At 49.0% G+C, this 19,236-nt stretch carries 11 protein-coding genes; 5 read left to right on the top strand and 6 right to left on the bottom strand.

Features of this window, described 5'->3' with window-relative positions; translation table 11 throughout:
- The first annotated feature begins 134 nt into the window (after positions 1–134).
- Together ACTJJJ_RS27075 and bshC are read left to right on the top strand one after the other, a co-directional pair.
- The gene (locus ACTJJJ_RS27075; RefSeq protein ID WP_440703592.1) at positions 135–1,949 is read left to right on the top strand and encodes an acyl-CoA dehydrogenase family protein; all 1,815 of its coding nucleotides are present in this window, start codon (positions 135–137) and stop codon (positions 1,947–1,949) included.
- A gap of 250 nt (positions 1,950–2,199) precedes the next feature.
- Positions 2,200–3,750, top strand: coding sequence for a bacillithiol biosynthesis cysteine-adding enzyme BshC (gene bshC, locus ACTJJJ_RS27070; RefSeq protein WP_188938595.1), 1,551 nt, complete (start codon positions 2,200–2,202; stop codon positions 3,748–3,750).
- 2 nt (positions 3,751–3,752) lie between these two features.
- On the opposite strand, the gene ACTJJJ_RS27065 is transcribed toward bshC, so the two are convergent.
- The 3 genes from ACTJJJ_RS27065 to ACTJJJ_RS27055 form a co-directional block, all read right to left on the bottom strand.
- Positions 3,753–4,817: a hypothetical protein gene (locus tag ACTJJJ_RS27065; protein ID WP_229223303.1), complete on the bottom strand. Its 1,065-nt coding sequence runs from the start codon at positions 4,815–4,817 to the stop codon at positions 3,753–3,755.
- Positions 4,777–5,385 (bottom strand): hypothetical protein, encoded by a 609-nt coding sequence (locus ACTJJJ_RS27060; RefSeq protein WP_440703591.1) that lies wholly within the window; start codon positions 5,383–5,385, stop codon positions 4,777–4,779. The genes ACTJJJ_RS27065 and ACTJJJ_RS27060 overlap by 41 nt, the downstream gene beginning before the upstream one ends.
- Positions 5,386–5,469: 84 nt before the next feature.
- A complete protein-coding gene (locus ACTJJJ_RS27055) occupies positions 5,470–6,033 on the bottom strand; it encodes an RNA polymerase sigma factor (protein WP_090149524.1) in 564 nt (187 codons plus the stop codon).
- 179 nt (positions 6,034–6,212) lie between these two features.
- Between ACTJJJ_RS27055 and ACTJJJ_RS27050 the strand changes: the two genes are divergently transcribed.
- Together ACTJJJ_RS27050 and ACTJJJ_RS27045 are read left to right on the top strand one after the other, a co-directional pair.
- Positions 6,213–7,436 carry a 4-hydroxy-3-methylbut-2-enyl diphosphate reductase gene (locus ACTJJJ_RS27050; protein WP_440703590.1) on the top strand — a complete coding sequence of 408 codons (1,224 nt, stop codon included), beginning with the start codon at positions 6,213–6,215 and terminating at the stop codon, positions 7,434–7,436.
- Between the two features lie 142 nt (positions 7,437–7,578).
- On the top strand, positions 7,579–13,038 hold the full coding sequence (locus ACTJJJ_RS27045; protein WP_440703589.1) for an alpha-2-macroglobulin family protein: 5,460 nt from the start codon (positions 7,579–7,581) through the stop codon (positions 13,036–13,038).
- A gap of 4 nt (positions 13,039–13,042) precedes the next feature.
- Here the strand turns inward: ACTJJJ_RS27045 and ACTJJJ_RS27040 are convergent, their stop codons facing one another.
- On the bottom strand, positions 13,043–13,783 hold the full coding sequence (locus tag ACTJJJ_RS27040; RefSeq protein WP_188938591.1) for an MIP/aquaporin family protein: 741 nt from the start codon (positions 13,781–13,783) through the stop codon (positions 13,043–13,045).
- A 154-nt stretch (positions 13,784–13,937) separates the two neighbouring features.
- Here ACTJJJ_RS27040 and purB point away from each other — a divergent pair, with 154 nt between their 5' ends.
- Positions 13,938–15,296, top strand: a complete 1,359-nt coding sequence (gene purB / locus ACTJJJ_RS27035) for an adenylosuccinate lyase (RefSeq protein ID WP_188938590.1) — start codon at positions 13,938–13,940, stop codon at positions 15,294–15,296.
- Positions 15,297–15,347: 51 nt separating this feature from the next.
- Here the strand turns inward: purB and ACTJJJ_RS27030 are convergent, their stop codons facing one another.
- Complete coding sequence (locus ACTJJJ_RS27030) at positions 15,348–17,900, bottom strand: adenosylcobalamin-dependent ribonucleoside-diphosphate reductase (RefSeq protein ID WP_440703588.1); 2,553 nt, start codon at positions 17,898–17,900, stop codon at positions 15,348–15,350.
- 287 nt (positions 17,901–18,187) lie between these two features.
- Positions 18,188–19,234: a hemin-degrading factor gene (locus tag ACTJJJ_RS27025; protein WP_188938588.1), complete on the bottom strand. Its 1,047-nt coding sequence runs from the start codon at positions 19,232–19,234 to the stop codon at positions 18,188–18,190.
- Between the last annotated feature and the right edge of the window lie 2 nt (positions 19,235–19,236).

The following is a 19,236-nucleotide window of genomic DNA, read 5'->3' as shown; positions in this document are numbered from 1 at the left end:
ATTTGATGGCGGTCATTTTCATTTATTTTTAATAATAGTATGCTTGCATAATAATTTTTATGATCTATATTTGCATTAACCTGTAATGGTATGCAAGCATACTCAACACGTTCCCGACTAACCCGCATTCAGATATGTCCGTTGCAGCAGTAAATCAAACCTCCATCAAAGGAGGTGAATTCCTGATCAAGGAAACCCTGGCCAGCCAGATTTTTATACCGGAAGAATTTAATGAAGAGCAGCGCATGATCGCTGATACGTGCCGAGATTTCCTTTCGAAGGAAGTGTGGCCGCATCTGGATGAAATCGACCATGCCAAAAGTCCGGCGCTGATCTCCGGCCTGATGGACAAAGCGGGTGAGCTGGGCTTGCTGGGGACTGCGGTCCCCGAAGAATTCGGCGGCTTTGGAATGAATTTCAACACTTCCATGCTCGTGGCAGAAGCGACGGGCGCCGGTAATTCATTCTCCGTGGCACTTTCGGCGCATACCGGGATTGGAACATTGCCGATACTCTACTACGGGAATGAAGGGCAGAAGAGCAAATACCTTCCTAAACTCGCTTCGGGGGAGTGGAAAGCGGCCTATTGCCTCACCGAGCCCGATTCGGGCTCCGACGCCAATTCAGGTAAAACGAAGGCGAAATTGAGCGCCGACGGTAAGCATTACGTCGTGAATGGCCAGAAAATGTGGATCACGAACGGCGGTTTTGCAGACGTTTTTATTGTTTTTGCTAAAATTGAAGAGAATGGCGAGACCGATAAAAACCTGACCGCGTTCATTATCGAGAAATCATTTGGTGGCATTACCATGAACGAGCCCGAGCATAAAATGGGCATCAAGGGTTCGGATACGCGCCAGCTTTTCTTCAACGATTGCCTGGTACCGGTAGAGAATATGCTCTCCGAAAGAGGTAACGGGTTTAAAATAGCAGTTAATATCCTTAATGTCGGCCGTATCAAGCTCTCGGCAGCGGCCCTCGGGGGCTCAAAGCGTGTCGCTTCGCAGGCGATACAATATGCCAACGAACGCAAGCAGTTCGGCACGGCGATCGCCAATTTTGGTGCGATCAAACACAAACTGGCCGAAATGGCGGTAGGCATGTTCGCGACCGAATCGGCGGCTTACCGTGTGGGTCAAAATATAGATGACTTAATCCAGGCCTTCAAAGAGAAGGGAATGAACGATGAGGAGGCGAAATTGAAGGCTCTGGAGGAATTTGCGATTGAATGCGCGATCATGAAAGTGCACGGCTCGGAAGTACTGGATTTTGTGGTCGATGAAGGTGTGCAAGTGTATGGAGGGATGGGTTTCTCTGCCGATGCACCGATGGATCGCGCATATCGCGATAGCCGGATCAACCGGATTTTTGAAGGTACCAATGAAATTAACCGCTTGCTGGTGGTGGATATGCTGCTGAAACGCGCCATGAAAGGCCAGCTTAACCTCATGGGGCCGGCGGCGGCAGTGGGCAAAGAAATTTTGTCGATCCCCGATTTTAGCTCCGATGAGGATGAAACATTGTTCGCAGCCGAGAAAAAAGTGATCGGAAACCTGAAAAAGGCCGCCTTGATGATTGCGGGTGCCGCGGTACAGAAGTTTATGATGAAACTTTCTGAGGAACAAGAGATTATCATGAACCTCGCCGATATGGTAATTGAAATTTTTGTAGCCGAATCGGTGTTATTGCGGGTGGAGAAGCGGATCGGGCTGTTGGGCGACGGGCCTAATGCATTGCATAAAGATATAGCGGCCATTTACCTCAACCGTGCCGTAGAAAAGGCGAATATCGCCGGTCGTTCCGCCATTACCAGCTTTGCGGAAAGCGATGAACTTCGCGTGATGCTGATGGGGCTTAAAAGGTTCACGAAGATCGAACCGGCAAACCTGAAAGACGCACGCCGCCGCATTGCCGACGAGCTGATTGCCAAAAATGACTATGTCTTTTAAAAAATCATAAATATCTCAGGTGTATAACCTGCTACAACTGAAAACCAAAATGTACACGTTGAAAGCCGTATCTGACTCAGATGCGGCTTTTTTGTATCTTGGTAAAAGGTTTTCGATTATCGGTCAAAATGCGCAATTTTAGGAAACCAAAATCGACGGCTTTCTCGTTAGATAGTAGGTTTCTTTTTTGACTCAAATAGCAAAAATAAATACGTTGGATTCTCTACTAGCTACTGAAAAACCACCTTTCATGACATTGCATTCCGTGGATCTGCGTACCACAGGCCAGTTTCCTGCATTATTACTCGACTATCTGGACCAGAAACCGACGCTCGAATCTTTTTACAGCATTTTCCCGACGCTAGAGAACGCCGAAAAGGTTATTTTGAACAAAAAAGGATTCGATGCAGAGAAGCGCAAAACGCTCGTGGAAGTGCTAACGAGGCAATATCACGGACTGCCTTACCTGCCCGATTTTTCAGTTTTATTACAGGACAATACATTTACCGTCACAACCGGTCACCAACTGAATATCTTCACCGGGCCGTTGTATATTGTTTACAAGATCGTTACGATCATCAAGCTTGCCGAAGCGTTAAAGGCGAAGTATCCCGCATATAACTTCGTACCGATTTACTGGATGGCTTCGGAAGACCATGATTTTGAAGAAATCGCATCTTTCCATCTGTTCGGGCAGACGCACAAATGGACGGGAGAGCACAAAGGGGCGGTAGGAAAGCTCAATCCTAAGGAATTGGCGGGTATTTTGAAGCAACTGCCTGATAAACCGCTGCTTTTTGCGAAGGCCTATCTGGAAAATAACACGCTGTCGGATGCGGTTCGATGTTATATGCACGAACTTTTCGGACGATACGGGCTGATCAGTCTGGACGCCGACCACGCCGACCTTAAACGCCACTTCCTGCCTGTTATCCGGGAGGAGCTCAAAGACTCCATTTCGGAAAAACTCGTTACAGAAACTACTTCCCGGTTGAATGCGCTCGGTTACCACACGCCCCTGCACGCGCGCGAAATCAATTTCTTCTATCTCGACGACAATCTTCGCGAGCGTATCGTGCGCGAAGGCGACGTTTTCAAAGTACTGAATACCGAGCTGGAATTTAGCGAGGAAGAATTGCTGGCACTTGCGGAAAGCAATCCGGAGCATTTCAGCCCGAACGTGATCCTGCGCCCGTTGTACGAGGAAGTGATTTTGCCCAATCTGGCGTATATAGGAGGGCCGTCAGAAGTGCCCTACTGGATGCAGTTAAAAGGCGTTTTTGACCATTTCGGCGTACCTTACCCCATGCTGATGCCGCGGAATTTCGCGCTGTACATGAACGGTCATCAATATAAGAAAGCGCAGAAGCTGAAAATCGATTACAAGGACTTGTTCCTCGACGAGATTGCGTTGCGCAAGACTTTTATCGAACGCAATACGGAGCACGAGCTCAACCTGAATGATCAGAAAGAGGCGTTCAATGCAGTTTTTGAACAAATCCTTGCCAAGGCTACCGAAGTAGATCAAACGATGCACGGCGCAGTGAAAGCGGAGCAAACCCGCCTCTTGAATTCACTGAAACACCTCGAAAAGCGCATTATCCGCGCCGAGGAGCGTAATCATGAATCGGAGATCGAACAGTTGCTAACCCTCAAAAACAAACTGTTCCCGAACGGAATCGCCCAGGAACGGTATGACAATCTGCTGAATTTCTACATTAACGATCCTCAGTTCATCCAGAAGCTCTACAATGCCTTCGATCCGTTAGATTTCAGGTATAATGTGCTGCTGGAAGAGTAGTGTTACTCTTTTAATTTTACATCTCCAAAGAGCGAGGTTACAGTAATTTTGGTTCCTCCTCCGGTGCCGATTTTGCCCTGATAATGTTTCATTTTGTCGGGCCGGCCGTCTTTATCAGGCTGCATAGAAAAATTGACATTTTCGGTCGGATAACTGAATTTGCCGTACGTCACGCTCACATTGAACTGGTTGGCCTCCGCCGGAAGTACTATTGACGAGTACTGTGCCTGGATATCGACATTCTGCGCCGAATGTGTCAGTTCATCGATTTTGAAATTACCCGAATAATTGAGTTTAATCTTGCCGGTGCCGCGGATCGTCCCGATTTTAGCCCCTGAATAGTCGATAGCAGCATCCAGGTTCACCACGTCGCCGATCGTCAACTCGCCGTGCTTGTTGCTCAGCCAGACTTTCTTGGCCTGATCGAGCTTCACATTTGAATACTGGCAATCTAGCTTCCCGCCGTCCATTTTGCCGATTTTAGCGCTGCCGAATTGCACGTCGATCATATTATCGGGGTTTTCGAGCAAGGTGGCTATAAAGTTACCATGCTTAGAAAATACGGTGAGCGGAGCGTAAAAGGAAGGGATATCGGTATTTCCAAATTCGTTCCGTATCGTCAGAGAGTTCTCTTTCGGCATGTAGATCGTATAATCGATCTGGATGAAGTTCTTGTCCCCTTTGCTATTGTTCCAGCCGTTCTTACCGAACTGGCTGCGGTCGATGCGGGTAACAATGCTGATGAGGTTTTTCGCCCGTTTTTCATCGATATTCACCGAACTGAGATATTCCGCAGCGCGGTTGTCGGAAGGCGCATTGGCGGTCACTACAATTTCGACCTTAATTTCTTCCTTAGCCCACAGATTCACCTTAACGAGACCAAACTGATTGTCGATTTCAAGTGCATCGCTCTTTTTGACATCAAATACCTTTACAATATTCCTCCGCCTCTCTACCAGTCCATTCTGTTCAGAATCGTCGGGATCGAGGGTTGCGCTGGCTACCTGTGGCAGTGTGGCGATCACACTAAATAACAGGAGCGTCGCTATTTTCTTTATCGTTATCATTTTTCACTTTGTTAATACGTTGCAAAATTTCCAGTTGTTGATTCAGAAGATCCACCTGTAATTGCAGGTTCTGAACCATTGCTTCGAGCAGTGCTTCCTGGTTAGGGGCGTTAGATAAGTTGGAACGGAGGTTTTTATAGCTCGATTCCAGACTTTCCAAATCAGCGGAGAAATCTTTGTACAGCTCAGGATTGTTCCGGGCCAGTTTGATGATCTCCTCCCTTTTTTGGTCTATTGCAACATTGTATTGATTGAATTCGCGGGCATATGCGGGGACTTTCAGGGCCACGTTCGGATCACGGGTAATGCCATACTTGTTATTGAGGTAAGCCAGAAACCCGATTCCGAGCGCCAGGAACACCCCCGCGGCAATACGCCAATCGAAATAGGGGTTACTCAGACGCCTGATTTTTTTTTTCGATTTCTCGGGTACTATCGGAATCTCGTTATGTAATTGGCTCTCAATCTGGCTCCATAAAGAATCCTGCGGTAAGAAAGTATCAAATCCATCCCTGTTATCACGCACAAACCGCTCCAATCGATCCTTTTTATCAGAAGAATTTTTCATAGATTAATTAACTTGTCAAGTGTAAATAATAGTCTCAAATCCGTAAGAGTTTTAGGTAAGTATCATTTCTAACTAATGAAAAGCTCATCTGACCAGCATTTCAGTCAATTTCCTTTTCGCCCTCATATATTGCGTCCGGGAGGTCGTTTCGCTGATCCCGAGCACTTCGCCGATTTCTTCATGGTCGTAGCCCTCGAACAAATACAGGCTTAGTACCACCCGGTAACCATCCGGCAATTTCTGTACCGCGTTGCGAACCCTTTCTATTTCGAGCGTCGTGTCGCTCTCATCCAGTCCGAAAGAGTCCTCATTCCGGTCGCTTTGCTCCAAAGTCTCGTGGAATTCCTCGATTTCCACCCATTTTACCTTTCTGCTCCGCATGTGGTTGATAGCCTTATTGACCACGATTTGCTTCAACCATGCCCCAAACGTGGATTGTTGCCTGAACTGGTGGAGATTCGTGAAAGCATCCACGAAGGCCTCCTGCAAAGCATCCTCAGCCTCTCCCAAATGGTTCAGTATCCGCATGCAGATGTTGAACATGGCTTTTGAGTAATGTTTATAAAGCTCGTACTGCGCTTTGCGCTCTCCGAGTTTACAACGCTCTACCAGTTCGACGTGCCGGTCGGGGTAAATTTGTGTTTTCAAGCAGAAGGTTTAGATTTTGAACGTTCTGAATCAAAGACAACTGTTTATACGGCATGTTGCATTTGGTTAAAAATTTTTTCAAAATGCTGCATACCGAACAAAGGGACATACCGTCTTGTTCTTAGAAAAAGGCGGGGTTATCTTTGTGCCGCCTTGATGCAATCTACCGATTTTAGTACATGAAAACTTTCAATATCCCCGATTTTTACCGGAGCCGCATTATCACGCCGATCAAGGAATTTCGCCGTAAAAACGATAAGCTGAAAAGGGATTATTCGCCCACTTTGCTCGATTTCGGACCGGTACAGTTCCTCATCGCACGCCATTTCGGCTTTTGTTACGGGGTAGAGAATGCGATCGATATTGCCTACAAGGCCATTGCCGAGAATCCGGGCAAGCGGATTTTTCTTTTGAGCGAAATGATCCATAATCCGGACGTGAACCGTGATCTGATGGAGCGCGGTGTGCAGTTCATTATGGATACCAAAGGCAACCAACTTATCGGCTGGGAGCAGCTTACCACCGAGGATATTGTCATCGTTCCTGCATTTGGTACAACTGTTGAAAACCAGCAGAAACTGTCGGAACTGGGCGTGAACGCATATGTGTATGACACGACCTGCCCATTTGTAGAGAAGGTATGGAACCGGGCGGCGCAGATTGGCGAGAAAGATTATACGATCGTTGTACACGGCAAGCCCAATCACGAGGAAACGCGCGCCACATTCTCGCATAGTAAGGAAAATGCGCCGACCGTTGTGGTCGAGAATATGAAACAGGCCCAGATTTTGGCGGAATACATGACGGGTATCAGGCCTGCATTGCAATTTTTTGAGGATTTCAAAAACCAGTATTCCGAAGGCTTCGACCCTGAAAAAGACTTGCAGCGTATCGGTGTCGTGAACCAGACAACCATGCTGGCTTCCGACACGCAGGGCATCGCGGATTATCTCAAGAATGCGATGATCCGGCATTACAGCCTGCGTCCCGAACAGGTCGAGGACCGTTTTGCCAATACCCGTGATACATTATGCTATGCGACGAACGATAACCAGGACGCTACGTATGCGCTGCTTACGCACGAGGCGGATCTGGTGGTCGTGGCGGGAGGTTATAACAGTTCGAACACCTCGCATTTAGTCGAGTTGTGTGAACAGAAGTTTCCAACCTATTTTATCGAATCAGTGAATAAAATCCTCGACCGGCAGCTGATCCGCCATTTTGATTTGCATAAAAAGGAAGAAACGGTCACGGAAAACTATATTCCCGACAAAGCTCCCGTACGTATCATGCTCACGTGCGGCGCATCGTGCCCGGATGCAGTGGTGGAAGGAATTCTCGTGCGGCTGCTTTCGTTTTTCGAAGGAACAAAACCGATCGAAGAAGTCATGCGGGCGTTCTGAAAGCGTGCTTACCGTTAAATTTTACAGAGACACCGTTGAATCATTTGAAAGAGGTTATATAAAGCGAATTAACTTATAAAGTCTAATTTAGGCGGATGGTTTTTGATCCTAAAAATCATCCGTTTTTTATATCTTCTTTCCTATGAAAAAGACTGCCATCCTGTGTTCTTTTTGCCTTCTCTTTTTTGTCTGGTTTTTTAGCAGATGCTCTTCTTTTAATGAGATTCGCGTGGCAGGTACCAACTTCACGGAAGAGGTCGGGCAATCGCAAAACCTTGTGTTTACCTTCAACAAGGACCTGGTTTCTACAGCCGAGCTCAATAACTGGGATTCGACGCAATATGTGACGTTCGAGCCTGCGGTTCGGGGGAAATTCAAATGGACTGCACCTAACGAACTTGTTTTCTCGCCTGTTGCCGGATTTGGCGCTGCTACGTCCTATAAGGCACAACTCACGGACCTGGTCACGGAGAAGACGGATAAGGAAAAAAAATACAAAATTTCCAAAGACCCGATCGCGTTCCATACCCCCTATTTACAACTCGTGGAAACGGAAAGCTGGTGGACACTGTCTCAGGAAACGAGCAGGCAGGAAGCGCGGCTGCGGTTGCATTTCAATTACCCGGTGAATGGGCAGAATGTGGCTGAAAAATTGAAAGTTTTGTCCGGGAACGAGGCATTGCAATACAGGGTATTGCCCTCGCAGGATGAATCGTCGGTGACGCTGGCGTTGACCAATATCGGGAAAGCGGACAACAATGAAACGCCGGTCAATATCGCGATTGATAAAGGTGTGAAGGTGCAAAATACTTCATACAGTAGCCAGGAGGCGCTTGCAAGGACCGTCAGCATTCCGTCGCCGCTGCATCTGGAAGTGGTGGATATCAAAACCGGGTTTGAGAATAATGCGGGTTATGCGCGGATCGTCACTACGCAGGAGCTGAATAAGGAAAGTATCGCCAATAGCTTTACGATAAGTCCCGAAGCTGCGGTAGAAACCGAACCGACGGAGAATGGCTTTATTCTCCGAGGAGCTTTCAATGAAACGGAAACTTACGTACTGCAACTGAAACAGACACTGAAAGGCATTTTAGGGCAAGCTTTGGAAGAAGAAACTTCGCGGGATCTGTTTTTTGGTAAAATGCCCGCGGCGATCTCGTTTGCTAATAAAAAGGGCCTGTATTTATCTTCCAAAAGTTCGAGAAATATCGGCGTCAATATCGTAAACGTGCCGAAGGTACAGGTACGCATTTCGAAGCTGTACGCCAACAATATCCTGCATTATATCCACAACAACCGCTGGAATGACTATGCGTACGTGGGGGATGACTGGCAGCCAACCGGCAATTTCAATTATAGCGACGACCGCGACAGCCAACTGAGCGATGTAATCGTGAGCAAAACGGTCGAAACTGCAGACCTTTCGAAAGACAAGGGTATTTCGGCATTGAATATTGCATTACCTGACGACAACAAACGGCAGGGCGTGTATCTGGTGGCGGTGAATTCGGAGGAAGAGGCGTACCTGGGCGCGACCAAGCTGGTGTCGATTTCCGACATTGGCCTTATCGCTAAGCAGGGTAAAGATGAGCTCTGGATTTTTGCAAATTCCATTAAAACCAACGAGCCGATCAAGGACCTTGAACTGACGCTCGTAAGTTCTAACAATCAGACTGTTCACACACTCAAAACCGACGGCGACGGCATTGCGCATGTTGATAAGCTAGGCGAGAAAGCGCCTGGCTTCAAGATTGCGATGATTACGGCGAGTTTGGAAGACGATTTCAATTACCTGCTGCTCGAAGATACGCAGGTACTCACTTCCCGATTCGATGTGGAAGGCTTGCGGGACAATGCGTCGGGGTACCAGGTGTTCATTTACGGCCAGCGCGACATTTACCGCCCTGGCGAAACCATGCATTTCAACACGGTGTTGCGGACGCAGGATTGGAAAACGGCGGCGAAAGTGCCTTTGAAACTGCGGTTACTAACTCCGAATGGCCGAGAATTCCGGACATGGCGCAAAACGACCAACGACCAGGGCGCCGTAGAATCGGAAATCCCGCTCGATGCCGGGGTGCTGACGGGGACCTACATTCTGGAAGTCTATAATGCGAATGAGGTTTTATTAGGGTCTCAGGCTGTGAGCGTGGAAGAATTTATGCCTGATCGCATTAAAGTAGATCTCAGCGGTGCGGCCAAAGACTATGTTTCAGGGCAAAAAGTGTCGCTGACGGCCACAGCGGTGAACTTGTTTGGCCCTCCTGCCAGCAACCGCACTTACGAGATGGATTTTCAGTTGCAACGAAAAGGCTTTTCTGCCAAAGGTTTTCCTGAATATACATTTGATATACCTGCTGAAACTACCTTCGAGCGCGACAGCCGCCAGGGCACGACGAACGAGCAGGGCCAAGCCAACGAGCAGTTTACATTACTCTCCGGCTTGCAGGATATTGGTGTGTTGGAAGGCAAGATTTATGTAACTGTTTTTGACGAAAACGGAAGGCCGGTAAATAGGTTGCAGCGCTTCGACGTGTACACGCAGCCGGTATTCTACGGCATTCGCCTGCCCGATGCGTACGTTGGGACGAATGCGCCCGTGCCAGTTGATATTGTGGGTGTTGGCAAGAACGGCGCATTGCAAAATGGTACAACCGCAAGCGTCGAAGTAGTGCGCCTCGAATACCAGACGGTTGTTGAAAAGAAATACGACCGCTTACAATACACCTCCCGCAAGCACGAAAAACTGGTTTATTCCAACAAACTGACGCTTTCGGGAGGAAAAGGTACATTCCATTATGTGCCCACAGTTTCGGGCGAATATGAGGTACGTGTGCGACGCCCGGGCGCTGCGCATTACACGCTCGCGAATTTCTATGCTTACGGCTACGGTTATACCCAATACTCGTCGTTTGAAGTGAGCAATGAAGGGCGAGTGTTGATGGAAACTGATAAAGACCGGTACAAAACCGGCGAATCGGCAAAGGTTCTGTTCAAAACGCCGTTCGACGGGAGGTTACTGGTGACAGTAGAGCGGAACAACGTGCTCGAACAGCACATCCTCACAACCGAGAAGAAGGCGGCCGAACTCACATTCAAAATCAAGGAAGAGCATTTGCCGAACGTATTCGTGACAGCGACGCTGATCAGGCCACTGGACGCTTCCGATATGCCCCTGACGGTCGCACACGGGTTCCAGCCTATAATCGTCGACGATCCTGACCGGCAACTGTCTGTTTCCATTACCGCCATTGAGAAATCGAGATCGAAAACGAAGCAACAGATCCGGATTAAGACGGAGCCGAATGCGGAAGTGACGCTAGCCGTGGTAGATGAGGGAATTTTGCAGATCAAAAATTCTAAGACTCCCGATATCCACGGGCATTTTTATCAGAAGCGGGCATTGGAGGTCGTAAGCCATGATTTGTACGCCCAGCTTTTCCCGGAACTGACCATTTCAGGAACGTCCAGCTCGGGTGGTGACGGTTATGATCTGGAAAGACGCATAAACCCGCTCAGCAACGGCCGCACCGAACTGGTTTCGTTTTGGAGCGGTCAGCTGAAAGCCAATGGCAGCGGCGAGGCGACTTTCGATGTCAATATCCCCCAATTCAGTGGCGATTTGCGCATTATGGCAGTTGCTTACAAGGATAATGCATTTGGTTCAGCGACCAAAAACATGAAAGTGGCCGACCCGATTGTGATCAGCGCAGGTCTGCCGCGTTTCCTAAGTCCGGGCGACGAACTGGTACTGCCAGTTAATATCAGCAATACAGAAGCCAAAGCGACTACTGCAACAGTTTCCGTGCAACTTTCCGGCCCGCTGGCAGCAGGCTCTGCACCGGTTACCCAAAATATCACTGTACCGGCCGGGAAAGAAAGCCGTGCAGTGTTTGCGGTCAAAGCGGCGGCGGCCATTGGCCTCGGTAAAGTGGTGGTGAAAGTGAATGCCTTCAAAGAAACTTTCGTCAACCAAACCGAAATTACGGTTCGTCCCGCATCGCCGCTGTTGAAAACGAGTGCATCCGGCCTGATTGCTGGCGACAAGCAGGGCCAGATCGACCTGCGGTCGTCATTCATACCTGCGACAAGTACAAGCCAGGTAGTTCTGAGCCGCTCACCGCTTGTCCAGGGAGGCGGAAAGGCGTTATCGACACTGCTGGGTTATCCATATGGTTGTCTCGAACAAACTGTTTCCAAAGCATTTCCGCAGATTTACTTCGCCGACCTTGCGAAGGCAATGGCTGCACCGGTTTACACTGTGAGAAGCGGGGATAGTGATTTTAACCCCATGACCAATGTACAGCAGGCTATCCGCAAAGTAGAATCGCAGCAGCTATTCAATGGGGGAATGGGTATGTGGCCCGGCGCAACACAGGAAGACTGGTGGGCGACCGCATATGCCGTTCACTTCCTGGAGGAAGCGCGCAGGGCAGGTTTTGAAGTAAATGCCAAAACGCTCAGCCGGGCGGTGGAATATCTGACAGCACAGAGCGGCACCACCGCCAACAGGGAAGTTGTCACGGCGAGCACCAACAGCGGGTTGGCTTACGAGGGGCAGCCAACTGGTACGCAAACCAGAAAGACAGTAGCACGTCGTGAGGCCATTTACTCACTTTACGTGCTTGCCCTGGACGGTCATCCAAACCGTGCTTCGATGAATTATTATAAGCAAAACCCGCACTTGCTCACGTTAGACGCCAAGTACCTGCTTGCTGGTGCTTTTCAACTCACCGGCGATTCACGGAGTTTCAATGCATTGCTGCCCAAGAAGTATGTAGCGGAAAATGCCGGACAATATTTCGATAACAGCTACTCATCACCCCTTCGGAACATGTCGCTCGTACTGAATACGCTGATCGAATCTGACCCTTCCAATGTACAGATTCCCGTGCTTGGACGGCAGCTCTCCCAGGCAATCCAATCGGCTTCGTACCTGAATACGCAGGAAGCTGCGTTTGCGGTGTTGGCTTTGGGTAAACTGGCTAAAAAGACTTCCAACTCCACGGTAACGGCATCTGTTTCGGCGAATGGCAAGGCATTGGGCCAGTTTTCGGGCAAGGAGTTGAAGATCTCGAAAGGCATCATCAATCAGAAGTTGCTCGTGAAAACGCAGGGCAAAGGCGATTTGTACTGGTTCGCGCAGACAGATGGCATGTCGGCGACGGGCAGTTATGTCGAGGAGGATCAGGGGCTCAGCATTCGCCGCCAATTCCTCACACGCAATGGCGCGCCTGCGCAGTCTTTCAAGCAAAATGATTTGATTGTCGTCAAGCTCACGCTTTCGAGCACCAATGGCCTGCCGGTTGAAAACGTGGTAATTACCGATCTGCTCCCCTCAGGTTTTGAAATAGAAAATCCGCGCATTACCGAGCCTCGCGATATGCCGTGGATTACGAAAGCGGCAGTGCCGGAGTTTTACGATATCCGCGACGACCGCATCCATTTCTTCACGACGGCCGACGCACAGGAAAAAACCTTTTATTACCAGGTAAGAATTGTTTCAAAGGGTACATTTACCGTTGGCCCCGCTGCCGCCGATGCGATGTACCAGGGAGCGTACCGCAGCTATTCGGGCGGCGGGAAGATTACAGTTGAATAACATTTTACATAGAAAAGCTACGAAGAATCAATCCGCCGATGATGGCTCCCACAATGGGGGCCGCCACGGGGATCCAGCCGTAGCCCCAGTCGGAGCTGCCTTTGTTGGGAATAGGCAGTATGGCGTGGGCGATCCGCGGGCCAAGGTCACGCACAGGATTGATCGCATACCCTGTCGTTCCTCCGAGCGATAAACCAATGCTCCAAACGAGCATACCGACCAGGTAGGGTGCGACACCCGACGGTATACCACCTTTTTCGGGATCCGACGTGCCCGCGTAGCCGATGGCCACAATGCCGACGATCAGAATAATAGTAGCGAGAAATTCACTTAGGAAATTGGCACCGGTGCTTCTGATTGCCGGATCTGTTGAAAAACAGGCTAGTTTGGCCCCGCCGTCTTCGGTTGCCTTCCAGTGGGGCAGATATTGCAGCCATACCAGTACAGCGCCAAGAAATGCGCCGATTAGTTGTGCGGGAATAAAAGTTGAAATCAGGCTATAATCGTTTTGGAGAACCGCAAAACCCACCGTAACGGCCGGGTTCAAATGTGCCGCCGCGCTTCCGAATGCATTGGCTGTGAACACACCAAACATTACTGCGAAAGCCCAACCCGCGGTTATCACGATCCAGCCGGAGCTTTCACCCTTGGTTTTCTTCAGTACGACATTGGCAACTACGCCATTGCCAAGTAAAATAAGAACCATGGTTCCGACTAATTCTCCAATAAAAGGTGAAGGCTGCATGTGTTTGGTTTAATCAAGGTTTGTGAACGAATATGCGAATAGTTTTATAATTTCTATTTCCAATCCCAAAAAGAATTTTTCGTTTCTGATTTACCATTTTAGGACCATGAATTCTGCTAACTTTGCCTGATAATCAATTTTTGTATTGAAAATCATGTCATTAAATCAGCTTACGGCGATCTCTCCCGTTGATGGCCGTTATTACAAACAAGTGTCTGAACTTTCGGCGTATTTCTCGGAATATGCTCTGATTTATTACCGGGTGTATGTGGAAATCGAATATTTCATAGCACTCTGCGAAATCCCTCTGCCACAGTTATCAGAATTTGACAAGAAAAAATATGCGTCGCTGCGAAAGATCTATGAAGATTTCAGCGAAGCCGACGCACTGCACATAAAGGACATCGAAAAGGTGACCAACCACGATGTGAAGGCTGTCGAATACTTTATCAAAGAGCAATTCGAAAAGCTGGGCATCGAGTCATACCAGGAGTTTATTCACTTCGGCCTTACTTCGCAGGATATCAACAACACGGCGATCCCATTATCGCTCAAAGATGCGATGGAGCGGCAGATCAAGCCATTGTTCCGTCAGGTGTTGTTTGTACTGAAAAGGATGTCCATCGAATGGAAGAATGTACCTATGCTGGCATTCACGCACGGGCAGCCTGCGTCGCCTACACGGGTGGGTAAGGAATTCCTGGTTTTTGTGGAGCGTCTGGAACGCCAGCTCGAAATGCTTGATAAAATCCCGCATTCGGCGAAATTCGGCGGTGCGACCGGTAACTTTAACGCGCACCACGTGGCTTATCCGAAACAGGACTGGATGGCATTCGGCCACCATTTTGTAGAAGGATTGGGTCTGAAAAGAAGCCGCCATACGACTCAGATCGAGCACTACGACAACCTAGCCGCTACTTTCGACTGTTTGAAACGCCTGAACACGATCCTCACCGACCTTAACCGGGATATGTGGACGTACATTTCAATGGGTTATTTCAAACAGAAAATTAAAGCCGGCGAAGTAGGTTCATCGGCGATGCCGCATAAAGTGAACCCGATCGATTTCGAAAATTCGGAAGGTAACCTGGGGCTGGCGTCGGCATTGTTCGAGCATTTCGCGGCCAAATTACCGATTTCCCGTCTGCAACGCGACCTTACCGACTCTACTGTACTTCGTAACATTGGCGTACCAATTGCGCATTTGGCCATTGCCTTGAACTCACTTCTTAAAGGCCTGGGTAAAGTGGAATTGAATGGAGAGGCATTGAAAGCAGAGCTGGAAGAAAACTGGGCCGTAGTATCCGAGGCAATCCAGACCATTCTCCGCCGCGAAAGCTATCCAAAACCTTACGAGGCATTGAAAGAACTGACGCGCACCAACGAAAAAATCACTCACGACTCTATTTCTCGTTTTATCGAAACGCTGGACGTGTCGGAAAAAATACGCGAAGAACTTCGTGCATTGAGCCCATTCAACTACCTGGGCGTTGTAGAAGACAATACGTTTTAAATGATTAACCGGGTCGCCAGCGACCCGGTTAATCATTTAAAATTATTCCCCTCACCCGCACTTCGACGAGCCGCAATCCTTGCAAGTCAGGCAACCCTCCTGGTATAGCAGGTTTGTGGACCCGCAATTCTGGCATTTTTGTTTGGCGGCTTCGGTACCGTCGGGAATATAACGTTTCAACGCGCGCGCCACACCGGCCTTCCAGGTATTGATCGCCTCGTCGAGTTGCAGACTGCTGATCAGGTCTACCACTTTTTCGATGGGCATTCCGTGGCGTAATGTGCTGGAAATCAATTTGGCATAGTTCCAATATTCGGGATTGAATTTGTAAGACAACCCTTCGATTGTCGTCTTGTAGCCCCGCGTGTTTTTGTATTGAAAATCATAACGGGAGCTGCCGTCGGCTTCACGGTTTTTAATAATCAGGCCCTCGTTCACCCAGCGTGGAATCAGAATCCCGTCTTCATCGTCCGCGAAACCAGTAAAGATCTCGTAAGGGCGTCCGTCGATCAGGCCGATGAACGCGATCCATTTGTCTTTTTTATTTTGAAAACGCACTACGTCGGCTTCGAGCGTTTGCGGGCGCTCGGTAGGGAATGGTGCTGGGACACCTTCCTGCAACTCTTCTTTTTTCTCTGTATTGGCAATCAACACACCGGAGCGCGAGCCGTCGCGGTAAACGGTAACGCCTTTGCAACCCGCCTTCCAGGCCTCCATGTAGCATTCACCTACCAACTCCTCGGTCACATCGTTAGGCATGTTGATCGTCACACTGATCGAGTGATCGACCCATTGCTGGATCGCGCCCTGCATTTTTACCTTTTTAAGATAATCCACATCATTCGAAGTCGCTTTGTAGTAGGGCGATTTCCTGACGAGTTCATCCAGCTCTTTCTGAGCGTAATTTTTGCTGATATCCAGGCCATTTACCTCCATCCACTGCTTGAAACGATGGTGGAAAACAACATATTCCTCCCATGAATCGCCCACCTCGTCCACAAAATCCACACGAACGTCCTTGTCATTTGGATTGACCTTCCTTCTTCTCTTGTAAACCGGAAGGAAAACCGGTTCGATCCCCGAGGTCGTTTGTGACATCAGGCTGGTCGTTCCCGTCGGGGCGATCGTTAGCAATGCGATGTTCCGGCGACCGTATTCCAGCATTTCGTAATAAAGCTGTGCGTCCGCCTCTTTCAGGCGAAGGATAAAAGGGTTGTTTTGCTCCCTTGCCGAATCAAAAATGGAAAATGCCCCTCTTTCTTTGGCAGTGTGAACGGACCCGCGGTAAGCTTCGAGCGCAACTGTTTTGTGAATTTCAACGGCAAATGCATTGCCCTCGTTGCTTCCGTAGCGCAGGCCTAATGCGGCGAGCATGTCGCCTTCGGCAGTGATACCAATACCTGTCCGGCGGCCTTCATTGGCCTTTGTCTGGATATTCAGCCAGAGATTGCGCTCCACGCGTTTCACCTCGGCGTCTTCCGGATCTTCATCGATTTTTTGCAGGATCGCGTCAATCTTTTCGAGTTCGAGGTCGATGATGTCGTCCATCATGCGCTGCGCCGCTGCAATATGCTTTTTGAAAAGGTCCCAGTTGAACTTCGCCTTGTCCGTGAACGGATTTTCGATGTAAGAAAACAGGTTAATAGCCAGCAAACGGCAAGAGTCGTAGGCACAAAGCGGGATTTCGCCGCATGGATTGGTTGAAATGGTCTGGTAACCCAGGTCTGCATAGCAATCGGGAACGGATTCGCGGATGATCGTGTCCCAGAACAAAATGCCCGGTTCGGCGGATTGCCACGCATTATGAACGATTTTCTTCCAAAGCGCCGTCGCGTCGATGTCCTTGATGTGGGACGGATTATCGCTTTTGATCGGATACTGCTGGCGATAGCTCGTTCCGGAATCGACCGCCTTCATAAACGCGTCGTCGATCCGTACCGAGACGTTGGCGCCGGTAACCTTGCCTTGCTCCATTTTGGCATCGATGAAATCCTCGGAATCCGGGTGCTTAATGGCTACCGAAAGCATTAATGCGCCCCTGCGGCCATCCTGCGCCACTTCGCGGGTAGAATTGGAGAAGCGCTCCATAAACGGCACGATACCGGTCGAAGTGAGTGCCGAGTTTTTCACGGGCGAGCCTTTCGGACGGATATGCGAGAGGTCGTGCCCCACGCCGCCGCGGCGTTTCATGAGCTGTACCTGCTCCTGGTCGATCTTCATAATGCCGCCATAGGAATCCGATTCGCCGTTATTGCCGATCACGAAGCAATTCGAGAGCGAGGCAATCTGGTAAGGGTTACCAATGCCGGTCATCGGACTGCCCTGCGGGATGATGTATTTAAAATCCTTGATCAGGTCGAAAACCTCTGTTTCACTCAGCGGGTTCGGATAGCGCTGTTCGATGCGCGCGATTTCCGAAGCAATGCGGCGGTGCATGTCGTCCGGCGTTGCTTCATAGATCGCTCCGAACGAATCTTTCAAGGCATATTTATTAACCCAAACCCGTGCGGCAAGGTCGTCGCCTTTGAAATATTCCAGCGAGGCCTGAAAGGCTTCATCGGCTGTATAGGTTCTTTCTGATTGTGAAGATTTTATGGTTTCCATTAGATGGCGTCAGGGAAGATTGCTGAGTTTTGTATATTCAAATGTAAATATTTTGAAGGGTTTATGGAAATTAAAATTTAGAAAAGTTTACAGAATATATTATTTAAAATATTGATAATTAGATAGTTGATATTTTTTGTAGTTGAAATTGTTTGCAAATTTATTTTTCTCTTATGCATTTATACGGGATTTTAATTTACAAAAAAAACCGGCTCATCCGAGACCGGCAATTTTTAATTACTATGGCGAAATTTAATCTTAAATCGTTGGTATGAATGCTTTCCCGGTCAAAGTGGCAGCGAATGCTGTGCGATCAGCGCGGGCCATTCGGCCAGTTCCGGAATGCCAGGCTTGCGCTTACCGAAGAACTGGTTGAACATCACACCATCCTTGTCGATGAGCTCGATACCGGTCACAATACCGTCCTCGGTTGGTTTCCTTACTACCCATGCCTCGTCAATCGCGTCTTCGCGTAAATGCAGGTTGAACTCGGGGTCCATGATATTCAGCCACGGGCCCATGACGAATATCTTGCTGATGGGGCCTGTGTGGATCTGAATGCAGTTGGGGTTGGAAACGAACACCATGATCGGCAACCCCGTCTCCGAAATTGCATCGAAAAGCGGTTTCATGCTTTCGGTCTTAATACGGTGGGCATAACCTTCCGGCGCGTTGCGCAATGCCTGCTTTCTCGAAAGCTTGTACTTGCGCAGCAGTGTGAAGAAGTCGTGGGTGTCTTTCAATGCGAGCCATTCTTGTTGGAATGCGGCCTTATCGAGGTTTGCCGGTTCTTCGGGCTCGGCCGCCTTTTCGGTTTTTTCGTTCACAAACAACTTCACATCCTGGTCGGCCGCTAGGTATTTGATAACCAATGCGTCATATGCCTCCTTATTGCTTTTCTCGGTGAGGTAAATTTTATGCGCGGCCTCGCCAAAGCTGTTGAAGAATTGCAAACTGAAACGGTCGTTTTCTGAAACCGCGAACCCGAATTTCCAGTCGCCAAGAAACAAGCGGAGATCAATATCCTCGCCGAGTACCAGCCCGACGTGGTTATTGAAAGATATCTTCTCATAAACGCCCTTACGCTCGTGTACCACATGCTCATTGCGCGTAAGCGCCATCACGTGCCCGAGCGAGCCAACTTCTTTGATCAGGTCTCTGAAATCGCCGTCGAGCAGCTGTACATTTTCCCCCAGACCAGTGGCAAGGAGCTCGGCTTCCGACGTATCGAGCGCTTTCGCGGCATCGCGGATGCGCGTTTTGGGATTGGCGAGCTTGTAATCAGCCCAACGTTCTTTCAATTCAGTTCTTTCGGGTGAAAGGGTCGACTTCATGT

Source organism: Dyadobacter sp. 22481 (genome assembly GCF_052044875.1).
GTDB lineage: Bacteria > Bacteroidota > Bacteroidia > Cytophagales > Spirosomataceae > Dyadobacter > Dyadobacter endophyticus.
Note: the sequence above shows the minus strand (reverse complement) of the source record. Positions and strands in the feature narration are given on the sequence as shown.